Origin of the sequence: Micromonospora sp. M42 (assembly GCF_000568915.1) — a bacterium.
GTDB lineage: Bacteria > Actinomycetota > Actinomycetes > Mycobacteriales > Micromonosporaceae > Micromonospora > Micromonospora chalcea.
The window spans coordinates 2,853,269-2,872,456 of record NZ_KK037233.1; the positions used below are offsets into that span (position 1 = coordinate 2,853,269).

The 19,188-nt window shown below is 72.4% G+C and carries 17 protein-coding genes and 2 pseudogenes; 7 read left to right on the forward strand and 12 right to left on the reverse strand.

What is annotated here, in order from left to right; translation table 11 throughout:
* Nucleotides 1–191: 191 nt before the first annotated feature.
* The 4 genes from MCBG_RS12840 to MCBG_RS12855 form a co-directional block, all read right to left on the reverse strand.
* Complete coding sequence (locus MCBG_RS12840; protein ID WP_043325834.1) at nucleotides 192–902, reverse strand: gamma-glutamyl-gamma-aminobutyrate hydrolase family protein; 711 nt, start codon at nucleotides 900–902, stop codon at nucleotides 192–194.
* Nucleotides 899–1,666 (reverse strand): 3-oxoacyl-ACP reductase, encoded by a 768-nt coding sequence (locus tag MCBG_RS12845; RefSeq protein ID WP_043330553.1) that lies wholly within the window; start codon nucleotides 1,664–1,666, stop codon nucleotides 899–901. Before MCBG_RS12845 ends, MCBG_RS12840 begins: the two co-directional genes overlap by 4 nt.
* A 5-nt stretch (nucleotides 1,667–1,671) precedes the next feature.
* Nucleotides 1,672–3,018 carry an aldehyde dehydrogenase family protein gene (locus tag MCBG_RS12850; RefSeq protein ID WP_369799362.1) on the reverse strand — a complete coding sequence of 449 codons (1,347 nt, stop codon included), beginning with the start codon at nucleotides 3,016–3,018 and terminating at the stop codon, nucleotides 1,672–1,674.
* Between the two features lie 155 nt (nucleotides 3,019–3,173).
* Nucleotides 3,174–4,538, reverse strand: coding sequence for a glutamine synthetase family protein (locus tag MCBG_RS12855; RefSeq protein WP_043325837.1), 1,365 nt, complete (start codon nucleotides 4,536–4,538; stop codon nucleotides 3,174–3,176).
* Nucleotides 4,539–4,624: 86 nt separating this feature from the next.
* Here MCBG_RS12855 and MCBG_RS12860 point away from each other — a divergent pair, with 86 nt between their 5' ends.
* Nucleotides 4,625–5,797, forward strand: coding sequence for a PQQ-dependent sugar dehydrogenase (locus tag MCBG_RS12860; protein ID WP_043325838.1), 1,173 nt, complete (start codon nucleotides 4,625–4,627; stop codon nucleotides 5,795–5,797).
* Between the two features lie 31 nt (nucleotides 5,798–5,828).
* On the opposite strand, the gene MCBG_RS12865 is transcribed toward MCBG_RS12860, so the two are convergent.
* Nucleotides 5,829–6,077, reverse strand: a complete 249-nt coding sequence (locus MCBG_RS12865; protein WP_043325839.1) for a hypothetical protein — start codon at nucleotides 6,075–6,077, stop codon at nucleotides 5,829–5,831.
* Nucleotides 6,077–6,370 (reverse strand): hypothetical protein, encoded by a 294-nt coding sequence (locus tag MCBG_RS12870; RefSeq protein WP_223201207.1) that lies wholly within the window; start codon nucleotides 6,368–6,370, stop codon nucleotides 6,077–6,079. Before MCBG_RS12870 ends, MCBG_RS12865 begins: the two co-directional genes overlap by 1 nt.
* A gap of 452 nt (nucleotides 6,371–6,822) precedes the next feature.
* Here MCBG_RS12870 and MCBG_RS12875 point away from each other — a divergent pair, with 452 nt between their 5' ends.
* Both MCBG_RS12875 and MCBG_RS12880 read left to right on the forward strand, forming a co-directional pair.
* Nucleotides 6,823–7,572, forward strand: coding sequence for a helix-turn-helix domain-containing protein (locus MCBG_RS12875; RefSeq protein ID WP_051611197.1), 750 nt, complete (start codon nucleotides 6,823–6,825; stop codon nucleotides 7,570–7,572).
* The gene (locus MCBG_RS12880; RefSeq protein ID WP_043325844.1) at nucleotides 7,559–7,759 is read left to right on the forward strand and encodes a DUF397 domain-containing protein; all 201 of its coding nucleotides are present in this window, start codon (nucleotides 7,559–7,561) and stop codon (nucleotides 7,757–7,759) included. The genes MCBG_RS12875 and MCBG_RS12880 overlap by 14 nt, the downstream gene beginning before the upstream one ends.
* A 13-nt stretch (nucleotides 7,760–7,772) precedes the next feature.
* Here MCBG_RS12880 and MCBG_RS12885 read toward each other — a convergent pair whose 3' ends face one another.
* The 6 genes from MCBG_RS12885 to pcaF form a co-directional block, all read right to left on the reverse strand.
* Complete coding sequence (locus MCBG_RS12885; protein ID WP_043325845.1) at nucleotides 7,773–8,150, reverse strand: nuclear transport factor 2 family protein; 378 nt, start codon at nucleotides 8,148–8,150, stop codon at nucleotides 7,773–7,775.
* 30 nt (nucleotides 8,151–8,180) lie between these two features.
* Nucleotides 8,181–9,755: an amino acid permease gene (locus tag MCBG_RS12890; protein ID WP_043325847.1), complete on the reverse strand. Its 1,575-nt coding sequence runs from the start codon at nucleotides 9,753–9,755 to the stop codon at nucleotides 8,181–8,183.
* Nucleotides 9,756–10,017: 262 nt separating this feature from the next.
* Nucleotides 10,018–10,518 (reverse strand): DUF456 domain-containing protein, encoded by a 501-nt coding sequence (locus MCBG_RS12895; RefSeq protein WP_043325848.1) that lies wholly within the window; start codon nucleotides 10,516–10,518, stop codon nucleotides 10,018–10,020.
* Between the two features lie 90 nt (nucleotides 10,519–10,608).
* Nucleotides 10,609–12,759, reverse strand: a complete 2,151-nt coding sequence (locus MCBG_RS12900; RefSeq protein ID WP_043325850.1) for a putative bifunctional diguanylate cyclase/phosphodiesterase — start codon at nucleotides 12,757–12,759, stop codon at nucleotides 10,609–10,611.
* Nucleotides 12,760–12,763: 4 nt separating this feature from the next.
* Entirely contained in the window at nucleotides 12,764–13,582 is an 819-nt protein-coding gene (locus MCBG_RS12905; protein ID WP_043330555.1) for an SAM-dependent methyltransferase, read from the reverse strand.
* Nucleotides 13,583–13,697: 115 nt separating this feature from the next.
* Nucleotides 13,698–14,903 carry a 3-oxoadipyl-CoA thiolase gene (gene pcaF, locus MCBG_RS12910; RefSeq protein ID WP_043325851.1) on the reverse strand — a complete coding sequence of 402 codons (1,206 nt, stop codon included), beginning with the start codon at nucleotides 14,901–14,903 and terminating at the stop codon, nucleotides 13,698–13,700.
* Between the two features lie 87 nt (nucleotides 14,904–14,990).
* On the opposite strand from pcaF, the gene MCBG_RS12915 reads away from it, so the two are divergent.
* From MCBG_RS12915 to MCBG_RS12930, 4 genes and pseudogenes are all read left to right on the forward strand, one after another.
* Nucleotides 14,991–15,956: a glutathione S-transferase family protein gene (locus MCBG_RS12915; RefSeq protein WP_043325853.1), complete on the forward strand. Its 966-nt coding sequence runs from the start codon at nucleotides 14,991–14,993 to the stop codon at nucleotides 15,954–15,956.
* Nucleotides 15,949–16,617 carry a DUF998 domain-containing protein gene (locus MCBG_RS12920; protein WP_043325855.1) on the forward strand — a complete coding sequence of 223 codons (669 nt, stop codon included), beginning with the start codon at nucleotides 15,949–15,951 and terminating at the stop codon, nucleotides 16,615–16,617. Before MCBG_RS12915 ends, MCBG_RS12920 begins: the two co-directional genes overlap by 8 nt.
* Before the next feature lie 136 nt (nucleotides 16,618–16,753).
* Nucleotides 16,754–18,035: pseudogene (locus MCBG_RS12925) on the forward strand (dicarboxylate/amino acid:cation symporter).
* 72 nt (nucleotides 18,036–18,107) lie between these two features.
* Nucleotides 18,108–19,188: pseudogene (locus MCBG_RS12930) on the forward strand (NADH:flavin oxidoreductase/NADH oxidase); the annotation flags it as partial.

Consider the following 19,188-nt stretch of genomic DNA (forward strand, 5'->3'; position numbering starts at 1 on the left):
CCGGCCATGATCACGACGGTCGGCGCTGTCACGCCGACCGTCCCCGCCTACTACCCCGACGGACGAGCAACGTAACGCACCCGCACCGTTCGACGCTGGTTACCTCCGCCTCATCCTGGCGTAACAGACGGGCCGGGGCGACTCGGGCGGTCCGGCCGGGATGACCAGGCCGGAGATTCGGCTGTCCCCACCTACGAAATGTGAGTGTGTGATCTGGCCGACACCACGGACCGGACCAGCGCGGCCACCGGTCGCGGGTCCGGCTCGTTCTCCGGATGCCACTGCACCCCGAGCACGAAGCGCCGCGCCGGATCCTCCACCGCCTCGATCACCCCGTCGTCGGCCCAGCCGGTCACCGCCAGGCCGCCGGGGTCGGCCACCGCCTGATGGTGGTACGAGTTGACCCGGTCCACCCCGGCCATCACCTCGGCGGTCCGGCTGCCGGCGGCGAAGCGCACCGGGTGCGACCCGTACACGCCCGGCGCGGGACGGTGCCCGTCGTGCCCGACCACGTCCGGCAGGTGCTGGTGCAGCAGGCCGCCGTACGCCACCGCGAGCAGCTGCATCCCCCGGCACACGCCCAGCACCGGCAGGTCGGCGGCGAGCGCGGCGCTCAGCAGCGTCGTCTCCCCGGCGTCGCGCTCCGGCCGGCTCTCGGTGCGCGGGTCGGGCGGCTGCCCGTACCGCTCCGGGCCGACGTCCGCGCCGCCGGCCAGCAGCAGCCCGTCCAGCATCCCCAGCACGTCCGCGTCGGCGTCGTCCGGGGGCAGCACCACGGCCCGGCCGCCCGCCGCGGTGACCGCCCGGACGTACGCGTGCGGCACGAGCGTCGCCGGCACGTCCCGCCACACCGCCCAGCCGGCCGGCTCGACGTACGCGGTGATGCCGATGACCGGCCTCATAGCGGTGTGACGTAGGCGCCGGTGATGCCGCCGTCGACGACGAACTGCGCGGCGGTCATGAACGAGGCGTCGTCGCTGGCGAGGAACGCCACTGCGGCGGCGATCTCGGTGGGATCGCCGAATCGGCCCATCGGCACGTGCACCAGCCGCCGGGCCGCCCGCTCCGGGTCCTTGGCGAACAGCTCCAACAGCAGCGGCGTCGCCACCGGACCGGGGCACAGCGCGTTGACCCGGATGCCCTCGCGGGCGAACTGCACGCCCAGCTCCCGGGTCATCGCCAGCACCCCGCCCTTGCTCGCCGTGTACGCGATCTGCGACGTCGCCGCACCCATCAGCGCCACGAACGACGCGGTGTTGATGATCGAGCCCTTGCCCTGCCGCCGCATGTGCGGGATGACGTACTTGCAGCACAGGTAGACGCTCGTGGTGTTCACCCGCAGCACCCGTTCCCAGGCGTCCAGGCCGGTCTCCAGGATGGAGTCGTCGTCCGGCGGCGAGATGCCCGCGTTGTGGAACGACACGTCCACCCGGCCGTGCCGCTGCACCACCCCGTCGAACAGGTCGCGGACCGCCGTCTCGTCGGCCACGTCGGCGGCGACGAACTCGCCGTCCACCTCCTGCGCGGCCCGGGTACCGGCGTCGGCGTCGATGTCCACGCACACCACCCGGGCGCCCTCGGCGGCGAAGCGCCGCACGGTGGCCAGCCCGATGCCGCTGCCCGCACCGGTCACGACCGCCACCCGGTCGGAAAGCCGTCCCTGCACTGTGATCACTCCTCGGTGCCGATGAACACGTTCTTGACGTCGGTGAAGGCGTGCAGCGCGTCCGGACCCAGCTCCCGGCCCAGGCCGGAACGCTTCATCCCGCCGAACGGGGTCCAGTAGCGCACCGAGGAGTGCGAGTTGACGCTGAGGTTGCCGGCCTCGACCGCGCGGGCCACCCGCACCGCCCGCCCGACGTCCCGGGTCCAGATCGAGCCGGAGAGGCCGTACTCGGTGTCGTTGGCGAGCCGGATCGCGTCCGCCTCGTCGTCGAACGGCAGCACCGAGACGACCGGGCCGAAGACCTCCTCCCGCCAGTGCCGGTCGGCCGGGGAGCCGGCGAGCAGCACCGTCGGGGCGTACCAGAAGCCGGGGCCGTCGGGGCAGGAGCCGGTGAACGCGACGTCCGCGCCGTCGACGTACCCGGCGACGCGGTCCCGGTGCGCGGCGGAGATCAGCGGGCCCATCTCGGCCGTGTCCCGGGCCGGGTCCTCCACCCGCACCGCCCGTACGGCCGGTTCGAGCAGTTCCAGGAACCTGTCGTACACCTGACGCTGGACCAGGATGCGGGAGCGGGCGCAGCAGTCCTGGCCGGCGTTGTCGAAGACCGCGTACGGCGCGGTGGCCGCCGCCTTCTCCAGGTCGGCGTCGGCGAAGACGATGTTGGCCGACTTGCCGCCCAGCTCCAGTGTCACCCGCTTCACCTGGGCGGCGCAGCCGGCCATGATCCGGGTGCCGACCTCGGTCGAGCCGGTGAAGCAGATCTTGCGGACCGCCGGGTGGGTCACGAACCGCTCGCCGACCACGCTGCCCTGACCGGGCAGCACTGTGAACACGCCGTCGGGCAGGCCGGCGTCGCGGGCCAGTTCGGCCAGGCGCAGCGCGGTCAGCGGGGTCAGCTCGGCCGGTTTCAGCACGACCGTGTTGCCGGCGGCGAGCGCCGGGGCGAACCCCCAGCCGGCGATCGGCATCGGGAAGTTCCACGGCACGATCACGCCGACCACGCCCAGCGGTTCGTGGAACGTGACGTCGAGCCCGCCGGGTACCGGGATCTGGTGCCCGGTCAGCCGTTCCGGCGCGCCCGCGTAGTAGTTGAGCACGTCGCGGACGTTGCCCGCCTCCCAGCGCGCGTTGCCGATGGTGTGCCCGGCGTTGCGCACCTCCAGCAGAGCCAGCTCCTCCAGGTGCGCGTCGACCTGGGCCGCGAACCGCCGCAGCAGCCGCCCCCGATCCCCCGGCGCCACGTGACGCCACGTCTCGAACGCCGCGGAAGCCCGCGCGACAGCCGCATCCACGTCCTCAACGGAGCACCCCGGAACGACCCCGATCCCCGCCCCGTCAACAGGCGAGATCACCTCACCCACGCGGTCCCCCTCCCCTCAGCTCGGCGATCTTGTAGTTGCTGCCCCGGCGAAAGCCGCACAACGCCCGCGTCGAGGGCTGTAAGTGCAAGATCGGCGTCGACAGCGGGGGCGCGAGGGCGGGCGCGGGGGCGAGGGAGGGCGGCGGGTCAGAGGCGTTCGAAGCCACGGGTCAGCTCCCAGTCCGTCACCGCGGCGTCGAAGGCGGTCAGCTCGACCTTCGCCTGGTTGGCGTAGTGGTCGGCCACCTCGTCGCCGAACGCCGTCCGGGCCACCTCGGAGCGCTGCCACAGGTCCAGCGCGTCACGCAGCGTGGTTGGCACCCGCTCGGCGTCCGGGTCGTCGTACGCGTTGCCGGCGCACTCGTCCGCCAGCTCCAGCTCGTTCTCGATGCCGTGCACCGCCCCGGCCACCAGTGCGGCGATCGCCAGGTACGGGTTGACGTCGGCCCCCGGCACCCGGTTCTCCACCCGCATCCCCTGCCCGTGCCCGACCAGCCGCAGCGCGCAGGTGCGGTTGTCGGTGCCCCAGCGCAGCGCGGTCGGCGCGAACGAGCCCGGCTGGTAACGCTTGTACGAGTTGATGTTCGGCGCGAAGAACAGGCTGAACTCGCGCATCGTGGCGAGCAGCCCGGCCAGCACCCGCTGACCGGTGACGCTCAGGTGCGCCGGCCCGTCCCCCAGCATCGCCGACGAGCCGGAGGCGTCACGCAGCGAGAAGTGGATGTGGCAGGAGTTGCCCTCCCGCTCGTTCGGCTTCGCCATGAACGTGATCGCCATGCCCTCCTGGGCGGCGATCTCCTTCGCGCCGTTCTTGTAGATGACGTGGTGGTCGGCGCAGCGCACCGCCTCGTCGTACCGGAAGGCGATCTCGTGCTGGCCGAGGTTGCACTCGCCCTTCGCGCTCTCCGGGGTGAGCCCGGCGCCGGCCATCTCGGTGCGGATACGGCGCAGCAGCGGCTCCACCCGGGCGGTGCCGAGCAGCGAGTAGTCCACGTTGTACTGGTTGGCCGGCGTGAGATCGCGGTAGCCGCGCCGCCACGCCTCCTCGTACGAGTCGCGGTATAGCACGAACTCCAGTTCGGTGCCGGCGTACGCGGTCAGCCCGTGCGCGGCCAGCCGGTCCAGCTGCTTGCGCAGGATCTGCCGGGGCGAGGCGACCACCGGGCCGGAGCCGTCCAGCCACTCCAGGTCGGCCAGCAGCAGCGCGGAGCCGGGCTGCCAGGGCATCCGGCGCAACGTGTCCAGGTCGGGGCGCATGGCGAAGTCGCCGTAGCCGCGTTCCCAGCTCGACATCGCGTACCCGTCGACGGTGTTCATGTCGACGTCCACGGCGAGCAGGTAGTTGCAGCCCTCGCTGCCGTGCGTGACCACCTGGTCGAGGAAGTAGGGCGCGTGGAACCGCTTGCCCTGCAGGCGCCCCTGCATGTCGGTGAGAGCGAGCACCACCGTGTCGATCTCACCCTCGGTGACGGCGACCCGCAACTGTTCCAGCGAGAGCGGCGTTGGTTTCATCAGGGGCCTCCATCACCAAGGTCTACTGGCAAACCGGATCACCGTCAATGCCCCGGCGAGGCCGGGTGCGAAACCGGGGAGAGCACATGCGCCGTCGTACCGTCGCGGTCGTCGCCGCCGTCCTCGCGATCGTGCTGGCCGCCACCGACGCGCACGCCGACCGCAGACCCGCCGAGGGGCGACCCGCCGCCGGGCCGGACCGGCCGGCGACCGCCGACGCGCGACCGGTCATGCTCGACCTGCGCGGCTTCGACGGACGCTCCGGCTGGTCCGGCTACGACCTGAGCCGCCCGCACGTCGTCGCCACCGGCCTGGCGGCGCCGTGGGGCCTGGGCTTCCTGCCTGACGGCAGCGCCCTGGTCGCGCAGCGGGACCGGGGCACGATCCTGCGCGTACGCCCCGGACGCCCGGCCCGCGAGGTGGCGCGGATCGCCGACGTGGTCGCCGGTGGGGAGACGGGCCTGCTCGGGCTGGCGGTCTCCCCCACGTACCGCCGGGACCGGTGGGTCTACGCCGCCTACACCACCGCCACGGATCTGCGGATCGTCCGGTTCCGCCTCGGCTCGTCCCGCGCGCCCCGGGTGCTGGTCAGCGGCATCGCCCGCAGCTCGGTGCACGCCGGCGGGCGGATCGCGTTCGGCCCCGACGGCATGCTCTACGCCGGGATCGGCGACGCCGGGGTGGCCGCCCGCGCGCAGGACCTGACCAGCCGCAACGGCAAGATCCTGCGGCTCCGCCCGGACGGCCGGACGCCCGCGGACAACCCGTTCCCGGGCTCGCTCGTCTACAGCTACGGCCACCGCAACGTGCAGGGCCTCGCCTGGGACCGGCACGGCCGGCTCTTCGCCACCGAGTTCGGGCAGAGCACCTGGGACGAGGTGAACCGGATCGTGCCCGGCGGCAACTACGGCTGGCCGGTCGTCGAGGGCGTCGCCGGTGACCCCCGGTTCCGCGACCCGGTCGTCGTCTGGCCGCCCGCCCAGGCGTCCCCGAGCGGCGCCGCTTTCGCCAGGGGCACGCTCTACGTCGCCGCGCTGCGCGGCACCCGGCTCTGGGCGGTGCCCGTCGACGCCGCCGGCCGCGTCGGCGTACCGGTGGCGGAGCTGGCCGGCACGTACGGCCGCCTGCGTACCGTCGAGGTGGCCCCCGACGGCGCGCTCTGGGTCGCGACCAGCAACCGCGACGGCCGCGGCACCCCGGCGGCCGGCGACGACCGCATCCTGCGCTTCCCGCTCACCCACCGCCGCCCCACGATCTGACCCCTGGGGTACGCGGACAGCCCGCGCCGCGTCAGCCACGAACCCGCGCCCAGGCCAGGAATCGGCTGTGCAGGTCCGGCGCGTGGTCGGGATTCAGTTGGGCGAGTTGTTCCCGCGCCTCGGTCATCAGCCCGCCGAGATAGAGCAGCAACGCGGTGCGGTCCTCCCGGTACTCGACGAGCAGCGACAGCCGGGCCGGCTGGCAGGGCCACTCCGCCCCGCAGTTGCGGCACCGCCAGAGCGGGCGCACAGGCAGGTGCGGAACCACGCGCCGGCCCATCACCGCAGCCTTCGGGCGATCGCACGCGCCTCGTCGTCGGTGAGCGGAAGGAACCAGAAGAACCGCCGGACGATCTCGGGCGGTTCCGGCCCCTCGACGCGGCCACGCAGATCCCGGATCGCGCCGCGTACGAGGAACGCCATCATCCGGATGAGCGCCGCCGGTTCGAGCTGGTCGCGGGGAATGCGACGCAGGGTGGGACACGGCCACGGCTCCCGGCAGCGCTCGCATGTCCAGTCCGGCTGATACCCGACGTGCCCGATGGCGCTGAGGACACCGACCAGAGCCGTCACCAGCGGCCCCCGTTCGCCCGCCACTCCTGCGCCGGTGTCAGACGACCTGGGCTGCCCGGGCGAACCGTGGGAAACACCCGGGTCGGCTCGCGCATCCACGCCGGCAGGTTGCTGCCGGGGTCTCGCTTCGGCAGGGTGGGCAGCTCCCGGGTACGGCACCGGAACCATCGGACACGCACATCGGCCTCCTCGTTGATGGAGGGGGCCGCCCGGCATCGTCGGGACCGGGCGGCCCCGGGCTGGAATCCGCCCGTGCTCGCCTGCGACGAGCGAATCCGCATGCGTGACAGTCTGGTGAGGACACCGCTACGGTCGGAAGGCATCGAGCCTGGTCACGGCGCACCAGTGAAGCACCGGGCCGGTCGGCGGATGTCGAATGAAATTCACGCACGGACTGTGGAGGAACTGTGGAGGAACCGACAGCCGATCTCATCCGATCGCAGCTCCGCCGGATGCGCTCCGCCGCCGGTCTCAGTCAGGAGGAGTTCGGCAGGCTTCTGCACTACTCCGCGTCCATGGTCTCGGCAGTGGAGACTGGGGCCCGTCCGCTGGATCGCGTGTTCCTTGCGCGAGCAGATGAGGCGCTGAAGACCGGCGACCTGCTGACAACGCTGCTGAAGATGGCCGAACGGGAGAGCCAGCCTTCGTGGTTCCGTCCCTGGCTGGAGGCCGAACGCTCGGCCCGTCAGCTTCGGTATTTCAATCCGTCCCTGATCCCTGGCCTGCTTCAGACGGCGAACTATGCCCGGATGGTGCTGCGCTTCGACAGCACGAGACCCCACGAGGAAGTGGAGAAGCAGGTAGCTGCACGATTGGAGCGGCAGGAGATCTTGCTTCGCGACCGTCCCCCGCTCGTCATCGCAGTGACTGATGAGTCAGCGCTCCGCCGCCGTGACGCCATCATGGCCGAGCAGCTCGCGCACCTGCTGCACATGGCCGAACTGCCGCACGTCCAACTACACGTTATTCCAGCCGATGCCGGTCATCACGTCGGCCTTTCCGGGCCGCTGGCGCTGGCCCACTCGGCGGAAGGCGGCTGGGTGGGGCACCTGGAGAACCAGCTTGCGGGTCTGGTCGTCGATGGCGAGGATGCGATGGCGACGCTCCTGGCACGGTGGGAAGGCGTCCGCAGCGTAGCCTTGCCGCAGACCCTGTCGGTCGCCCTGATAAAGGAAGTAGAGAGTCAGCATGGACCTCAGTAGCGCGATCTGGAAGAAGTCCACCCGCAGCGGCACGAGCGGTGGTGACTGCGTGGAGGTGGCCGACAACCTGCCGGGAGTCGTACTCGTACGCGACAGCAAGGACCGCGACGGCGGCACCCTCCACGTCACCCCGTCCTCGTGGCGGTCATTCATCGCCCTGGCCAAGCAGACCGGACCCGCAGCCTGACCAACAGGCCACTTCACATCGGCTGGACCCAGGCGGCTCGCCACTGCGGGGACGGGTCCTGGCCGAGGCTGGTCCAGTACTCCCGGCCCTCGACGATCCGTCCGTCGCGCACGGTCCAGAACGAGGCGACCCGGTGCACACCCATCCCCTCGTGCGGCACCTCCACCTCGGACACCACCGTCTCGCCCGACGCCACCACCCGCAGCACCCGGATCGACCAGCCCTCCGGGTACTCGGCGTTGATCTTCACGTAGTTGTCGCGACCCACGATCCGCTCGGCGCTGGCCGGCCACTCCACCACCACGTCGTCGGCCAGCAGCTCGCCGACGCCGGCCCAGTCGCGGGCCTGCATGCGATCCCACAGCGCGCGTACCACCGCTTCCGCATTCATGGGCCGGATCATGGCAGGCCCCACCGACAGCTACGACGGCTCGGCGGGCTCCGGCTCCGGATCGGCCTGTTCGACGGTACGGCGCGGGCCGGTGAACCACTTGCGGGCCGAGGCGTACCACCAGATGGCGACGCCGAGCAGCACGCCACCGATCGCGATGGGCGCGTAGTTCACAGCCGTCCAGCTGAAGTCGGGGTTGCCTGGTACACCCGCCGGGACGATCGGCAGCACGAAGTAGATCGAGATCACGGCGATCTCGACCACCGCGATCCAGCCGAGCAGCTTGTAGCGGCGGCCGAGCGTCCACGGGCCCGGGGTGAACCGGTCGCCCATCCGCAGCCGCAGGAAGATCGGGATGATGAAGGACAGGTACAGCCCGATCACCGCCACCGACACCACCGCGTAGAACGCGACCGGGATGCCGCCGCGCTGGTAGAGCGCGGGCAGCGTGAGCACCAGCCCGGCCAGCGTCGCGCCGATGATGGCGTTCACAGGCGTGCCGTTGCGGTCGACAGTCGACCACAGCCGCCAGCCGGGCACGGCCCGGTCGCGGCTGAACGCGTACGCCATCCGCGACATCGACGTCACGCAGCTCATGCCGCAGAAGAACTGCCCGATGGTGGAGATGATGATGACGGCCTTGAAGAAGAACGGCGTCAGCGCGGTCTCGAAGATCGCCCCGGAGAAGCCGCCCGCCTCGTTTATCGCGTCCACGTCGGTGGCCGCGAACAGGAACGCCAGCAGCAGGATCCAGCCGCCCACCGCCGAGTAGAAGATCGACCGCCACAGCCCCTGCGCGGCGGCCTTGGACGCGCCGCGGGTCTCCTCGGAGACGTGCGCGCAGGCGTCGAAGCCGGTGATCGTGTACTGCGTGAGCAGGAAACCCAGCGGCAGCACATAGAACCAGAACGCCAGCCCGCCGGTGTCGCCGTCACCGAAGCCGGAGTTGTTGAACCGCTCGGTGAACACGAACTGGAAGCTCTGGTGGTTGTCCGGGACCAGGACCAGGATCAGCACCACGGCGGCCGCGCCGGCCACGTGCCACCAGACCGAGACGTTCTGGAGTACGTCGATGATCCGGTGCCCGTAGATGTTGATCAGACCGTGCAGCGCGAGGATCACCACGAACAGCCCGAACGTCTGGTGCCCGGTGCCGGCCCAGCCGTCGAACAGCGCCGACAGCGTCAGGTTGAGGAACGTGGCGCAGCCGTAGTCGACAGAGGCGGTCACCGCGACCAGCCCGATCAGGTTGAGCCAGCCGGTGAACCAGCCGTGCACCGGCCGGCCCATGGTCGCCGCCCACCAGTAGATCCCGCCCGCCGTCGGGTACGCGGAGACCAGCTCGGCCAGGCAGAAGCCGATGATCAGGATGAACAGCGAGATCAGCGGCCAGCCCCAGGAGATCGCCACCGGGCCGCCGTTGTTCCACGCCTGGCCGAACGTGGTGAAGCAGCCGGCCAGGATCGAGATGATGGAGAACGAGATCGCGAAGTTGGAGAAGCCGCTCCACTTGCGGCGCAACTCCTGTTTGTAGCCGAGTTCGGCGAGTCGTCGGGCGTCGTCGTCCATCGGCTGCTCGGCGGTCGGCGCGGGCGTCGTGGCCACTGCACACCTCCTCGAGGCGATGCTCGTGCGAGTGCTCGCAGTGTGCTCCCGGCCGATCAAGGTGGTCAATACGTACCCCGGTAATTGCGTTGTCGCCGGATCCCACCGGGGGCATCATTGTGGGCGTGACCAGGCCCGACCCGACGGGCCGGCGCCGGGCGCTCGGCAACGCCCGGTCCGCGGCGGCGCGCGGCGTCCACCTCTCTCTCACTGAAGTACGGCGATCGGCCGTACCCTCCGGACGCCCCGCGCCGCCGCACCTCTAGACGAACAGCAACCCGGCGACCCAGAGCGCGGCGATCATCAGGCCGGCCATGAACTCCAGCAGCATGGACAGCCCGGCCGCCTTCAGCGCCTGCACGGTGGCCGGCCAGGCGAGCCGGGTGTCGCCCAGCCGCAGCCGCTCCGCGCCGAAGATCCCGCCGACGAAGCCGATCGGCAGCCCGACCACCGGGATCACGAAGAAGCCGACCACCCCGAGCAGCCCGCCGACCAGCAGCGACGACGTGGGCACGCCGGTCCGCTTCAGGTTCCGCCCGGGCCACAGGTACTTGAGCACGGTGCCGCCGGCGGCGATCACTGTGGCGGCGGCGAGCACCGCCCAGCGGCCCGGCCCGGCGCCGCCGAACAGCGCCCACACCAGTACGCCGCCCCAGCACAGCGGCAGCGCCGGCAGCCCGGGCACTACCACTCCGGCCAGCCCGGCGATGATCGCCAGCGCGGCGACCACCGACACCACCGCCTGCGAATCGGTGAGGCTCACCGTTCTCCCTTCCTCGCCTGCCGCCGCGTGAGCGGGAGGTGTTAAGCGGGGCCCCCTGCTCTACCGGAGGCGTTAACAGGGGGCCCTTCCTTACCCGCCCAGGCGGGCGCGGATGCCGTCGGCGGGCATCGGGGCGCCGAACAGGCGGCCCTGACCGGTGTCGCACCGCAGCGCCCGCAGCCGCTCGGCCTGCACCTCGGTCTCCACCGCCTCGGCCGTCACCGACAGCTCCAGCGCGTGCGCCAGCCGGACCAGCGCGTCCACGATCCGCTCGTCCCGGTGGTCGGCGACCGCGTCCCCGCCGTCACCCTTTATCCCCTCGACGAACGGGCCCGCCAGCTTCACGCAGTGGATCGGCAGCCGCCGCAGGTACGCCAGGTTCGAGTACCCGGTGCCGAAGTCGTCGATGGCCAGCCGCAGCCCCAGGTCGGCGAGCTGGTGCAGGGTCCGCAGCGGCTCACCCGCGCTGCCCATGACCGCGCTCTCGGTCAGCTCCAGCTGCAACAGCTCGGCCGGCAGGCCGGTGTGCTGCAACGCCTCCGCGACCGTCTCCACGATGGCCGGGTCGTCCGCCTGCCGGGCGGCCAGGTTGACGCTGACCACCAGCGACGTCTCCGGGTACGCGCGCCGCCACGACTCGGCGTCGCGGCACGCCTGACGCAGCACCCACGCGCCGAGCCGGACGATCAGGCCGGTCTCCTCGGCCAGCCCGATGAACCGGTCCGGCCCGATCAGGCCCAGCTCGGGGTGCTGCCAGCGCACCAGCGCCTCGACCGCCACCATCGTGCCGTCCAGCAGCGACACGATCGGCTGGTAGTGCAGCACGAACTCGTCCCGGTCCAGCGCGGCGGGCAGGTTCGCGGCCAGCGCCGAGCGGGCGATGTCGGCGGCGCTGCGCTCCGGGTCGTACACCGCCCAGCGTCCCCGGCCCTCCGCCTTGGCCCAGTAGAGCGTGGTGTCGGCGGCCTTCATCAGGTCACCGACGCTGGTTTCCGCCGCCGGGCACTCCACGATGCCGATGCTCGCCGACACGGCGAGCTGCTGGTCGGCGACGTGCACCGGCGCGGAGACGGCGGCCAGGGCCAGTTCGGCGACCTCCACCGCGTCGTCGATGCCGCCGTCGGAGTCGACCAGGATGACGAACTCGTCGCCGCCCATGCGGGCCACCAGGTGACCGCGCCCGGCCACGCAGTCGCTGAGCCGGCGGGCGATCACCTTGAGCAGCCGGTCGCCCAGGTCGTGGCCGAGGCTGTCGTTTATCGCCTTGAAGCCGTCCAGGTCGATGAAGCAGAGCCCGACGCGCTGGTCGTCGCCCGCCCCGTCGAAGACGGTGCCGAGCGTCTCGAAGAACAGCGTCCGGTTGGGCAGGCCGGTCAGCGGGTCGTGCAGCGCCTGGAACCGCAGCCGCTGCTGCAGCTCGTACCGCTCGGTGATGTCCTCGACCATGGCGACGGTGAACCGGGGCCGGCCGTCGTCGTGCCGGATCAGCGAGACCGCGAGGTCGGTCCAGACGACGCTGCCGTCCTTGCGGTAGTAGCGCTTCTCGACGCGCGCGCTGTCCCGCTTGCCCTCGATCAGCTCCTGGTACAGCTCCCACATGCCGGCCGCGTCGTCGGCGTAGGCCAGCGCCGACACGTTCATCCGCCGCATCTCCGCGACGGTGTAGCCGAGCATGTCCGCGAAGGACTGGTTGACCTCGATGATCTGCCCGTCCACACCGGCGATGCCGATGCCGATGACGGCGCCGGTGAAGACCGCCCGGAAGCGGGCCTCGCTGTCCCGCAGCGCCTGCTCGACGGTGTCCCGCGCCTGCCAGGCGGAACGGGAGATTCGCTCCTGCTGGCTGAACACCCGGTCGCGCAACGCGCGGGCGAACCCGGCGGCGAACGCGCCCTGCAGCAGCGCGACCCGCTCGCGCAGTTCGGGTGACTCCGCCCGGCCGGGCAGCACCCACTGCAGGAACCGGTCACCGAGCGCCTGCACCGACCAGTCGAGCACGCCGGGCTCGGTGAGATGCGCCTGCACCAGGGCCCGTCCCACCTCCTCCGCCGGGCGGGCGGAGAAGGTGGGGGCGAGCAGGGCCTCGCCGAGCCGCTCGGTGAGCGGCACCAGCAGGCGCTCGGTCTCGGCCGCGGTCAGCGGCACGAATCCGATGCGGCGCACCGCACGAGCCCACTCGGCGGCGTACGCGACGGCGCCGGGCCGGCTGACGTCTCCCCCGTCGATGTCCGGGGCGCGCATGGGATCAGCCGAGGGCGCGGTCGTGCCGGGCGACGCCGCCGAAGGCGCCGAACCGCTCCGGGTGCTCGTCCACGTCCGACGGTGACTCGGGCCGCCACAGCGGCATGTGCACCACGCCCGGTTCGAGGATCGTCCAGTCGCCGAAGAAGCCGGTGATCTCGGCCCGCGAGCGCAGCGTGATCTCGGTGGCGGTACGCGCGGACAGCCGCTGCGCGTCCAGCATCTCCTGCGGCTGGTCCTCGAACGTGGAGTGGGAGATGACCAGGTAGCTGCCCGGGGCGGCGGCCGCCCGCAGGGTGGCCAGGATGTCGGCCGGGCGGTCGGCGTCCGGGACGAAGTGCACGACGCCGGCGAGCAGGATGCCCAGCGGCCGGTCGAAGTCGATCAGCCCGCTGGACCGGGCGTGGTCCAGGATCAGCTTCGGCTCACGCAGGTCGGCCAGGACCGCGGTGGCGCGCTCGTTGCCGGCGAGCAGCTCGTGGCTGTGCGCCACGGCGACCGGGTCGATGTCGACGTACACGATGCGGGCGTCCGGGTTCGCGGCCTGGGCGACCTCGTGCACGTTGCCGACGGTGGGGATGCCGGAGCCGATGTCGAGGAACTGGTCGATGCCGGCGTCGAGCAGCACCCGTACCGCCCGGCGCAGGAACTCCCGGCCCGAGCGCATGGTGGCGGCCAGGTTCGGTGTCATGGCCGCGATCTGCTCGGCCAGCTGCCGGTCGATCTCGAAGTTGTGGGCCCCACCGAGGAAGTAGTCGTAGACCCGGGCGGCGCTCGGCCGACTCAGGTCGATCTCGGTGGGCACGCCGTCCGGCGTCTGCATCGCTCGGTCCCCCAGGTCGTCGCCGCCGTCGCTGGCGGGTCGTGTGGTGCAGACCACTCTAGGCCGGTACGGCCAGGTATGGGAGATCCACAACGGGCGATGCTGCCGGCCCACGTCAGTCGGCCGACTCCAGCAGCAGCGAGATGCCCTGGCCGACGCCGACGCACATGGTGGCGAGCGCCCGGCGGCCGCCCCGGCGGCGCAGTTCGAGCGCGGCGGTCAGCGCCAGCCGGGCGCCGCTGGCGCCGAGCGGGTGGCCCAGCGCGATCGCCCCGCCGCCCGGGTTGACATGCTCGGCGTCCTCCGGCAGGCCCAGCTCGCGCAGCACCGCCACGGCCTGCGCGGCGAACGCCTCGTTCAGCTCGATCACGTCCACGTCGGCGAGCGACAGGCCCGTCCGGTCGAGCAGCTTGCGGGTGGCCGGCACCGGGCCGACGCCCATGATCCGCGGCGGTACGCCGGCCGCCGCCGCGCCGCGTACCCGGGCCAGCGGGGTGAGGCCGTAGCGTTCGACGGCGGCCGCGGAGGCGACGAGCAGCGCGACCGCGCCGTCGTTGACGCCGGAGGAGTTGCCGGCCGTCACCGTGCCGCCCTCACGGAACGGGGTGGGCAGCGAGGCGAGCTTCGCCAGCGTCGTCTCGCGCGGGTGCTCGTCGGCCTCGACCAGCTTCGTCTCGCGCTTGCCGGCGGGCACCGTCACCGGGACGATCTCCTCGGCCAGCCGGCCGTCGGCCTGCGCCTTGGCGGCCCGCTGCTGCGACCGGTACGCGAAGGCGTCCTGCGCGGCCCGGTCCACGCCGAACTCGGCTGCCACGTTCTCCGCCGTCTCCGGCATCGAGTCGACGCCCCAGCCCTTGCGCATCAGCGGGTTGACCAGCCGCCAGCCGATGGTGGTGTCGTACACCTCGGCGGTGCGGGCGTACGGCGTGGCCGCCTTCGGCATGACGAACGGCGCGCGGCTCATGCTCTCCACGCCGCCGGCCACCACCAGGTCGGCCTCACCGGCGACGATCGCGCGGGCGGCGGAGGCGAGCGCGTCCAGGCCGGAACCGCAGAGCCGGTTGACGGTGCTGCCCGGCACCTCCTCCGGCAACCCGGCGAGCAGCGCGGCCATCCGGGCCACGTTGCGGTTGTCCTCGCCGGCCTGGTTGGCGCAGCCCAGGATCACGTCGTCGGTACGCGCCCAGTCGACCGACGGGTGGCGGGCCACCAGTTCGCGGACGACGTGCGCGGCCAGGTCGTCGGGGCGGACCCCGGCCAGGGCGCCGGCGTACCGGCCGATCGGGGTGCGGACTCCGGCAACGAGATAGGCCACTGTCATCGCGCGTACGTCCTTCGGGGGTGGGAAGGGGTCGGTGGGGGTACCCGGCGCCAGGATATCCGTGACCGGAGCGGATAGGTTTGCCGCATGTCCGGGGCCCAGTTCAGCGCAGAGACAAGCGGCGGCGGCGCGTTCGTCCGCCAGCCCAACCGGTTCACCGGCCGGGTCACCCCGCACTCCACCTCCCCGGAGGGCGGCGGGCCGGACGATCAGGGGCGCTGGCCGCTGGAGGCGGGCCGCTACCGGCTGATCTGGTGCCGGGCCTGCCCGTGGGCGCACCGGGCCCGGATCGTGCGCGGCCTGCTCGGGCTGGACGAGGTGATCTCGCTGGGCACCGTCGACCCGATCCGGGACGAGCGGGGCTGGCGGTTCGCGCTCGACCCGGACGGCTTCGACCCGGTGCTCGGCATCGGCTTCCTGTCCGAGGCGTACCTGTCCACCGACGCGGACTACACCGGCCGGGTGACCGTGCCGGCGCTCGTGGACACGCTCACCGGACGGGTGGTCACGAACGACTATCCGCAGCTCACGCTCGACTTCTCGACCGAGTGGCGGCGGTTCCACGCGCCGGACGCGCCGGATCTGTACCCGGTCGAGCTGCGCCCGGAGATGGACGCGCTGATGGCGGAGATCCACCGGGACGTCAACAACGGCGTCTACCGATGCGGGTTCGCCACCTCCCAGGAGGCGTACGACGAGGCGTTCACCGCGCTGTTCGCCCGCCTCGACGCGCTGAGCGAGCGGCTGGCCGGCCGGCGCTACCTGATGGGCGACGCGATCACCGAGGCGGACGTGCGGCTGTTCACCACGCTGGTGCGCTTCGACGTGGCGTACCACGGGCACTTCAAGTGCAACCTGCGCAAGCTGACCGAGATGCCGGTGCTCTGGGCGTACGCGCGGGACCTGTTCCAGACGCCGGGCTTCGGCGAGACGGTGGACTTCGACCACATCAAGCGGCACTACTACGCCACCCACGACATGATCAACCCGACCCGGATCGTGCCGCTCGGCCCCGACCTGTCCGGCTGGACCACCCCGCACGGACGTGGCTGAGGACACCGGCCGCCGGATCTCCGCCGCGTTCGCCGCCGTCTGCCTGGCCGCCGGCGCGGCTGCGGTGACTGTTGCGGTGGTCGCCGGTCCCGGTCCCGGACCCGTCGCGTACGTGAGTGAGGCGGGCATCGCGGACAGCGGGTACGCCGGGGCGTACCGGATCGGGATCTTCTCGGTGGCCGCGTCGCTGCTGCTGCTCGCCGGGGCGCTGCCGCCGGGGTTGCGGGCGGCGGCCGGGCTGCTCGGCATCGGCGCGGTCGCGACTGTGCTGTCCGGCGCTGTCACGTGCAGCGAGGGCTGCCCGTTGCCGCCGTTCGAGGCGCCCACGGTGGCGGACCTGGTGCACGGCGGGGCCAGCATCGCGGCGACCGCCGCTGTGGTGCTCGCCATGCTCGTGGTGCTGTTCTCCCGGGCGGCGGACCAGGGGCTGCGGCGGATCGCCGCGGTCGGCGCGGCGGTGGCGCTGCCGGTGGCCGTCGTGGTCGCGCTGGCGCTTCTGCTGGTCGGCCGCAGCACGCTGCTCGGGCTGTCGGAGCGGGTGCTGCTGGTCGTGGTCGCCGCCTGGGGACTGGTCACCTCCGGATACCTGGCTGTAAGGAGCCTCACCGGCGACGGTCCTTCCGTTCCCACCCGCGACGGGAGTAACGTGTCGCGACGATGACCAATGTCTGGTGCCTCACCGAGCGCCTGTACGTCGATCTGCGACGGCAGGCCAGCGGCGTCTGTCCGGCGTAGCTCCACGCCCTGACGCCCGCCTTCCCTCTCCAGACCTTGGACCCGTCCTCATGGCTTCCGCCCTGCGCAGAATTCCCTTCTCCGTCCAGATCCTGCTGGGCCTCGTGCTCGGTGTGGCGCTCGGTTTCCTCGCCCGCGCCGCCGACCTCGCCTGGCTGACCAGCACGCTCGACACCGTCGGCGGCCTCTTCGTCCAGCTGCTCAAGCTGGCCGTGCCGCCGCTGGTCTTCACCGCCATCGTGGTCAGCGTGGTCAGCCTGCGCGGCGTCGCCCAACGCCGCCCGGCTCGCCGTCAAGACGCTGCTCTGGTTCGCCGTCACCGCGCTCATCGCGGTGAGCATCGGCATCGGCCTCGGCCTGCTCACCGACCCCGGCCGCGGCGTCAACCTGGACCCGGCCGGCGCCACCGCGCCGAAGACCACCGGCTCCTGGATCGACTTCCTCACCGGCATCGTCCCGACCAACCCGGTCGGCGCGTTCGTCGAGGGCAACGTCCTGCAGATCGTCTTCCTCGCCCTGGTGGTGGGTGCCGCCGCGCTGCTCGTCGGCGACGCCGCCGAGCCGTTCGTGTCGCTCAACCGCTCGCTGCTGTCGATCGTGCAGAAGGCGCTCTGGTGGGTCATCCGGCTCGCCCCGATCGGCACGCTCGGCCTGATCGGCAACGCCGTCGCCTCGTACGGCTGGGACCTGCTGGCCCCGCTCGCGAAGTTCACCACGGCCGTCTACGTCGGCTGCGCGCTGGTGCTGTTCGTGGTCTACCCGGTGCTGCTCGCGGTGGCCGGCAAGCTCAACCCGCTGCGTTTCTTCGCCGGCGCCTGGCCCGCCATCGAGCTGGCGTTCGTGTCCCGCTCCTCGGTGGGCACCATGCCGGTGACCCAGCGCTCGGTGGAGCGCCTCGGCGTCCCCCGCGAGTACGCCTCCTTCGCCGTGCCGTTCGGCGCCACCACGAAGATGGACGGCTGCGCCGCCATCTACCCGGCGCTCGCCGCGATCTTCGTGGCGCAGGTGTTCGGCGTGAACCTGGGCGTCACCGACTACCTGCTGATCGCGTTCGTCTCGGTGGTCGGCTCGGCCGCCACCGCCGGCCTGACCGGCGCGATCGTCATGCTCACGCTGACCCTGAGCACGCTGGGCCTGCCGCTGGCCGGGGCCGGCCTGCTGCTGGCCATCGACCCGATCCTGGACATGATCCGCACCGCCACGAACGTGGCCGGTCAAGCGGTGGTGCCGACCATCGTGGCCGCCCGGGAGGGCACGCTCGACCGGGCCGCGTACGACTCGGCCGGCAAGCGCGACCTGATCGAGCCGGTCGAGACCGAGCGGCTCGACCCCGTACCCGCCTGATCCACACTTCTTCGGGTGCGTCTTCCGAAAGCGGGAGGCGCACCCGAAGCCATGACCGGAGGATCTTCGACAATGAGCGCCCTGTTCACCCCGCTCGCCCTGCGCGGCGTCACGCTGCCCAACCGGATCGCGCTGGCGCCCATGTGCCAGTACAGCGCCGGGCCCGACGGCCTGCCCACCGACTGGCACCGCGTCCACCTCGGCTCCCGCGCGGTCGGCGGGGCCGGGCTCGTGATCACCGAGGCGACAGCTGTGGTGCCCGAGGGCCGGATCAGCCCGCAGGACACCGGCCTCTGGTCCGGCGCGCACGTCGACGCCTGGCGGCCGATCACCGCGTTCGTCGCCGCCCACGGCGCGGTGCCGGCCGTGCAGCTCGCGCACGCCGGGTTCAAGGCGTCCACGTACCGGCCGTGGGCGCCCGCGCGCGGCGGCGTGCCGGACGCCGAGGGCGGCTGGACCCCGGTGGGCCCGGGCGACCAGCCGTTCGTGCCGGAGTACCGCACGCCCACCGCGCTGGACGAGGCGGGCATCGCCGCCGTGGTGGACGCCTTCGCCACCGCCGCCGGGCGGGCGCTCGACGCCGGGTTCGCCGCCGTGGAGATCCACGCCGCGCACGGCTACCTGCTGCACGAGTTCCTGTCCCCGCTGACCAACCGGCGCACCGACGGCTGGGGCGGCGACCGGGCCGCCCGGATGCGGCTCACGCTGGAGGTGGCCCGCACGGTACGCGCCGCCGTCGGCGAGTCGGTGCCGGTGCTGACCCGGATCTCCGCCACCGACTGGACCGACGACGGCTGGACCGTCGAGGACAGCGTGGTGCTCGCCGGGGAGCTGGCCGCCGCCGGGGTGGACCTGGTCGACACGTCCTCCGGCGGCGCGGCGGTCCGGGCGTCCATCCCGGTCGGGCCCGGCTACCAGGTGCCGCTGGCCGCCCGGATCCGCCGCGACGCCGGGGTGCCGACCGGTGCCGTGGGCCTGATCGTCGAGCCCGAGCAGGCCGAGCAGATCGTGGCCGGCGCGAGGCGGACCTGGTGCTGCTGGGCCGGGAACTGCTGCGCGACCCGTACTGGCCGCGCCGCGCCGCCGCCAAGCTGAACGCCACCCCCGCCTGGCAACCAGTACGCCCGCGCTTCTGACGTGCGCGTCGATCATG

Excerpts from the sequence above, each read along its gene's own strand:
- MCBG_RS12875 (WP_051611197.1), top strand. The coding sequence starts at position 6,823 with ATGCGCTCCGCCGCCGGTCTCAGTCAGGAGGAGTTCGGCAGGCTTCTG.
- MCBG_RS12900 (WP_043325850.1), bottom strand. The coding sequence starts at position 12,759 with ATGCGCGCCCCGGACATCGACGGGGGAGACGTCAGCCGGCCCGGCGCC.
- pcaF (WP_043325851.1), bottom strand. The coding sequence starts at position 14,903 with ATGACAGTGGCCTATCTCGTTGCCGGAGTCCGCACCCCGATCGGCCGG.
- MCBG_RS12840 (WP_043325834.1), bottom strand. The coding sequence starts at position 902 with ATGAGGCCGGTCATCGGCATCACCGCGTACGTCGAGCCGGCCGGCTGG.
- MCBG_RS12855 (WP_043325837.1), bottom strand. The coding sequence starts at position 4,538 with ATGAAACCAACGCCGCTCTCGCTGGAACAGTTGCGGGTCGCCGTCACC.
- MCBG_RS12865 (WP_043325839.1), bottom strand. The coding sequence starts at position 6,077 with ATGGGCCGGCGCGTGGTTCCGCACCTGCCTGTGCGCCCGCTCTGGCGG.
- MCBG_RS12915 (WP_043325853.1), top strand. The coding sequence starts at position 14,991 with ATGTCCGGGGCCCAGTTCAGCGCAGAGACAAGCGGCGGCGGCGCGTTC.
- MCBG_RS12860 (WP_043325838.1), top strand. The coding sequence starts at position 4,625 with ATGCGCCGTCGTACCGTCGCGGTCGTCGCCGCCGTCCTCGCGATCGTG.
- MCBG_RS12905 (WP_043330555.1), bottom strand. The coding sequence starts at position 13,582 with ATGCAGACGCCGGACGGCGTGCCCACCGAGATCGACCTGAGTCGGCCG.
- MCBG_RS12880 (WP_043325844.1), top strand. The coding sequence starts at position 7,559 with ATGGACCTCAGTAGCGCGATCTGGAAGAAGTCCACCCGCAGCGGCACG.
- MCBG_RS12885 (WP_043325845.1), bottom strand. The coding sequence starts at position 8,150 with ATGAATGCGGAAGCGGTGGTACGCGCGCTGTGGGATCGCATGCAGGCC.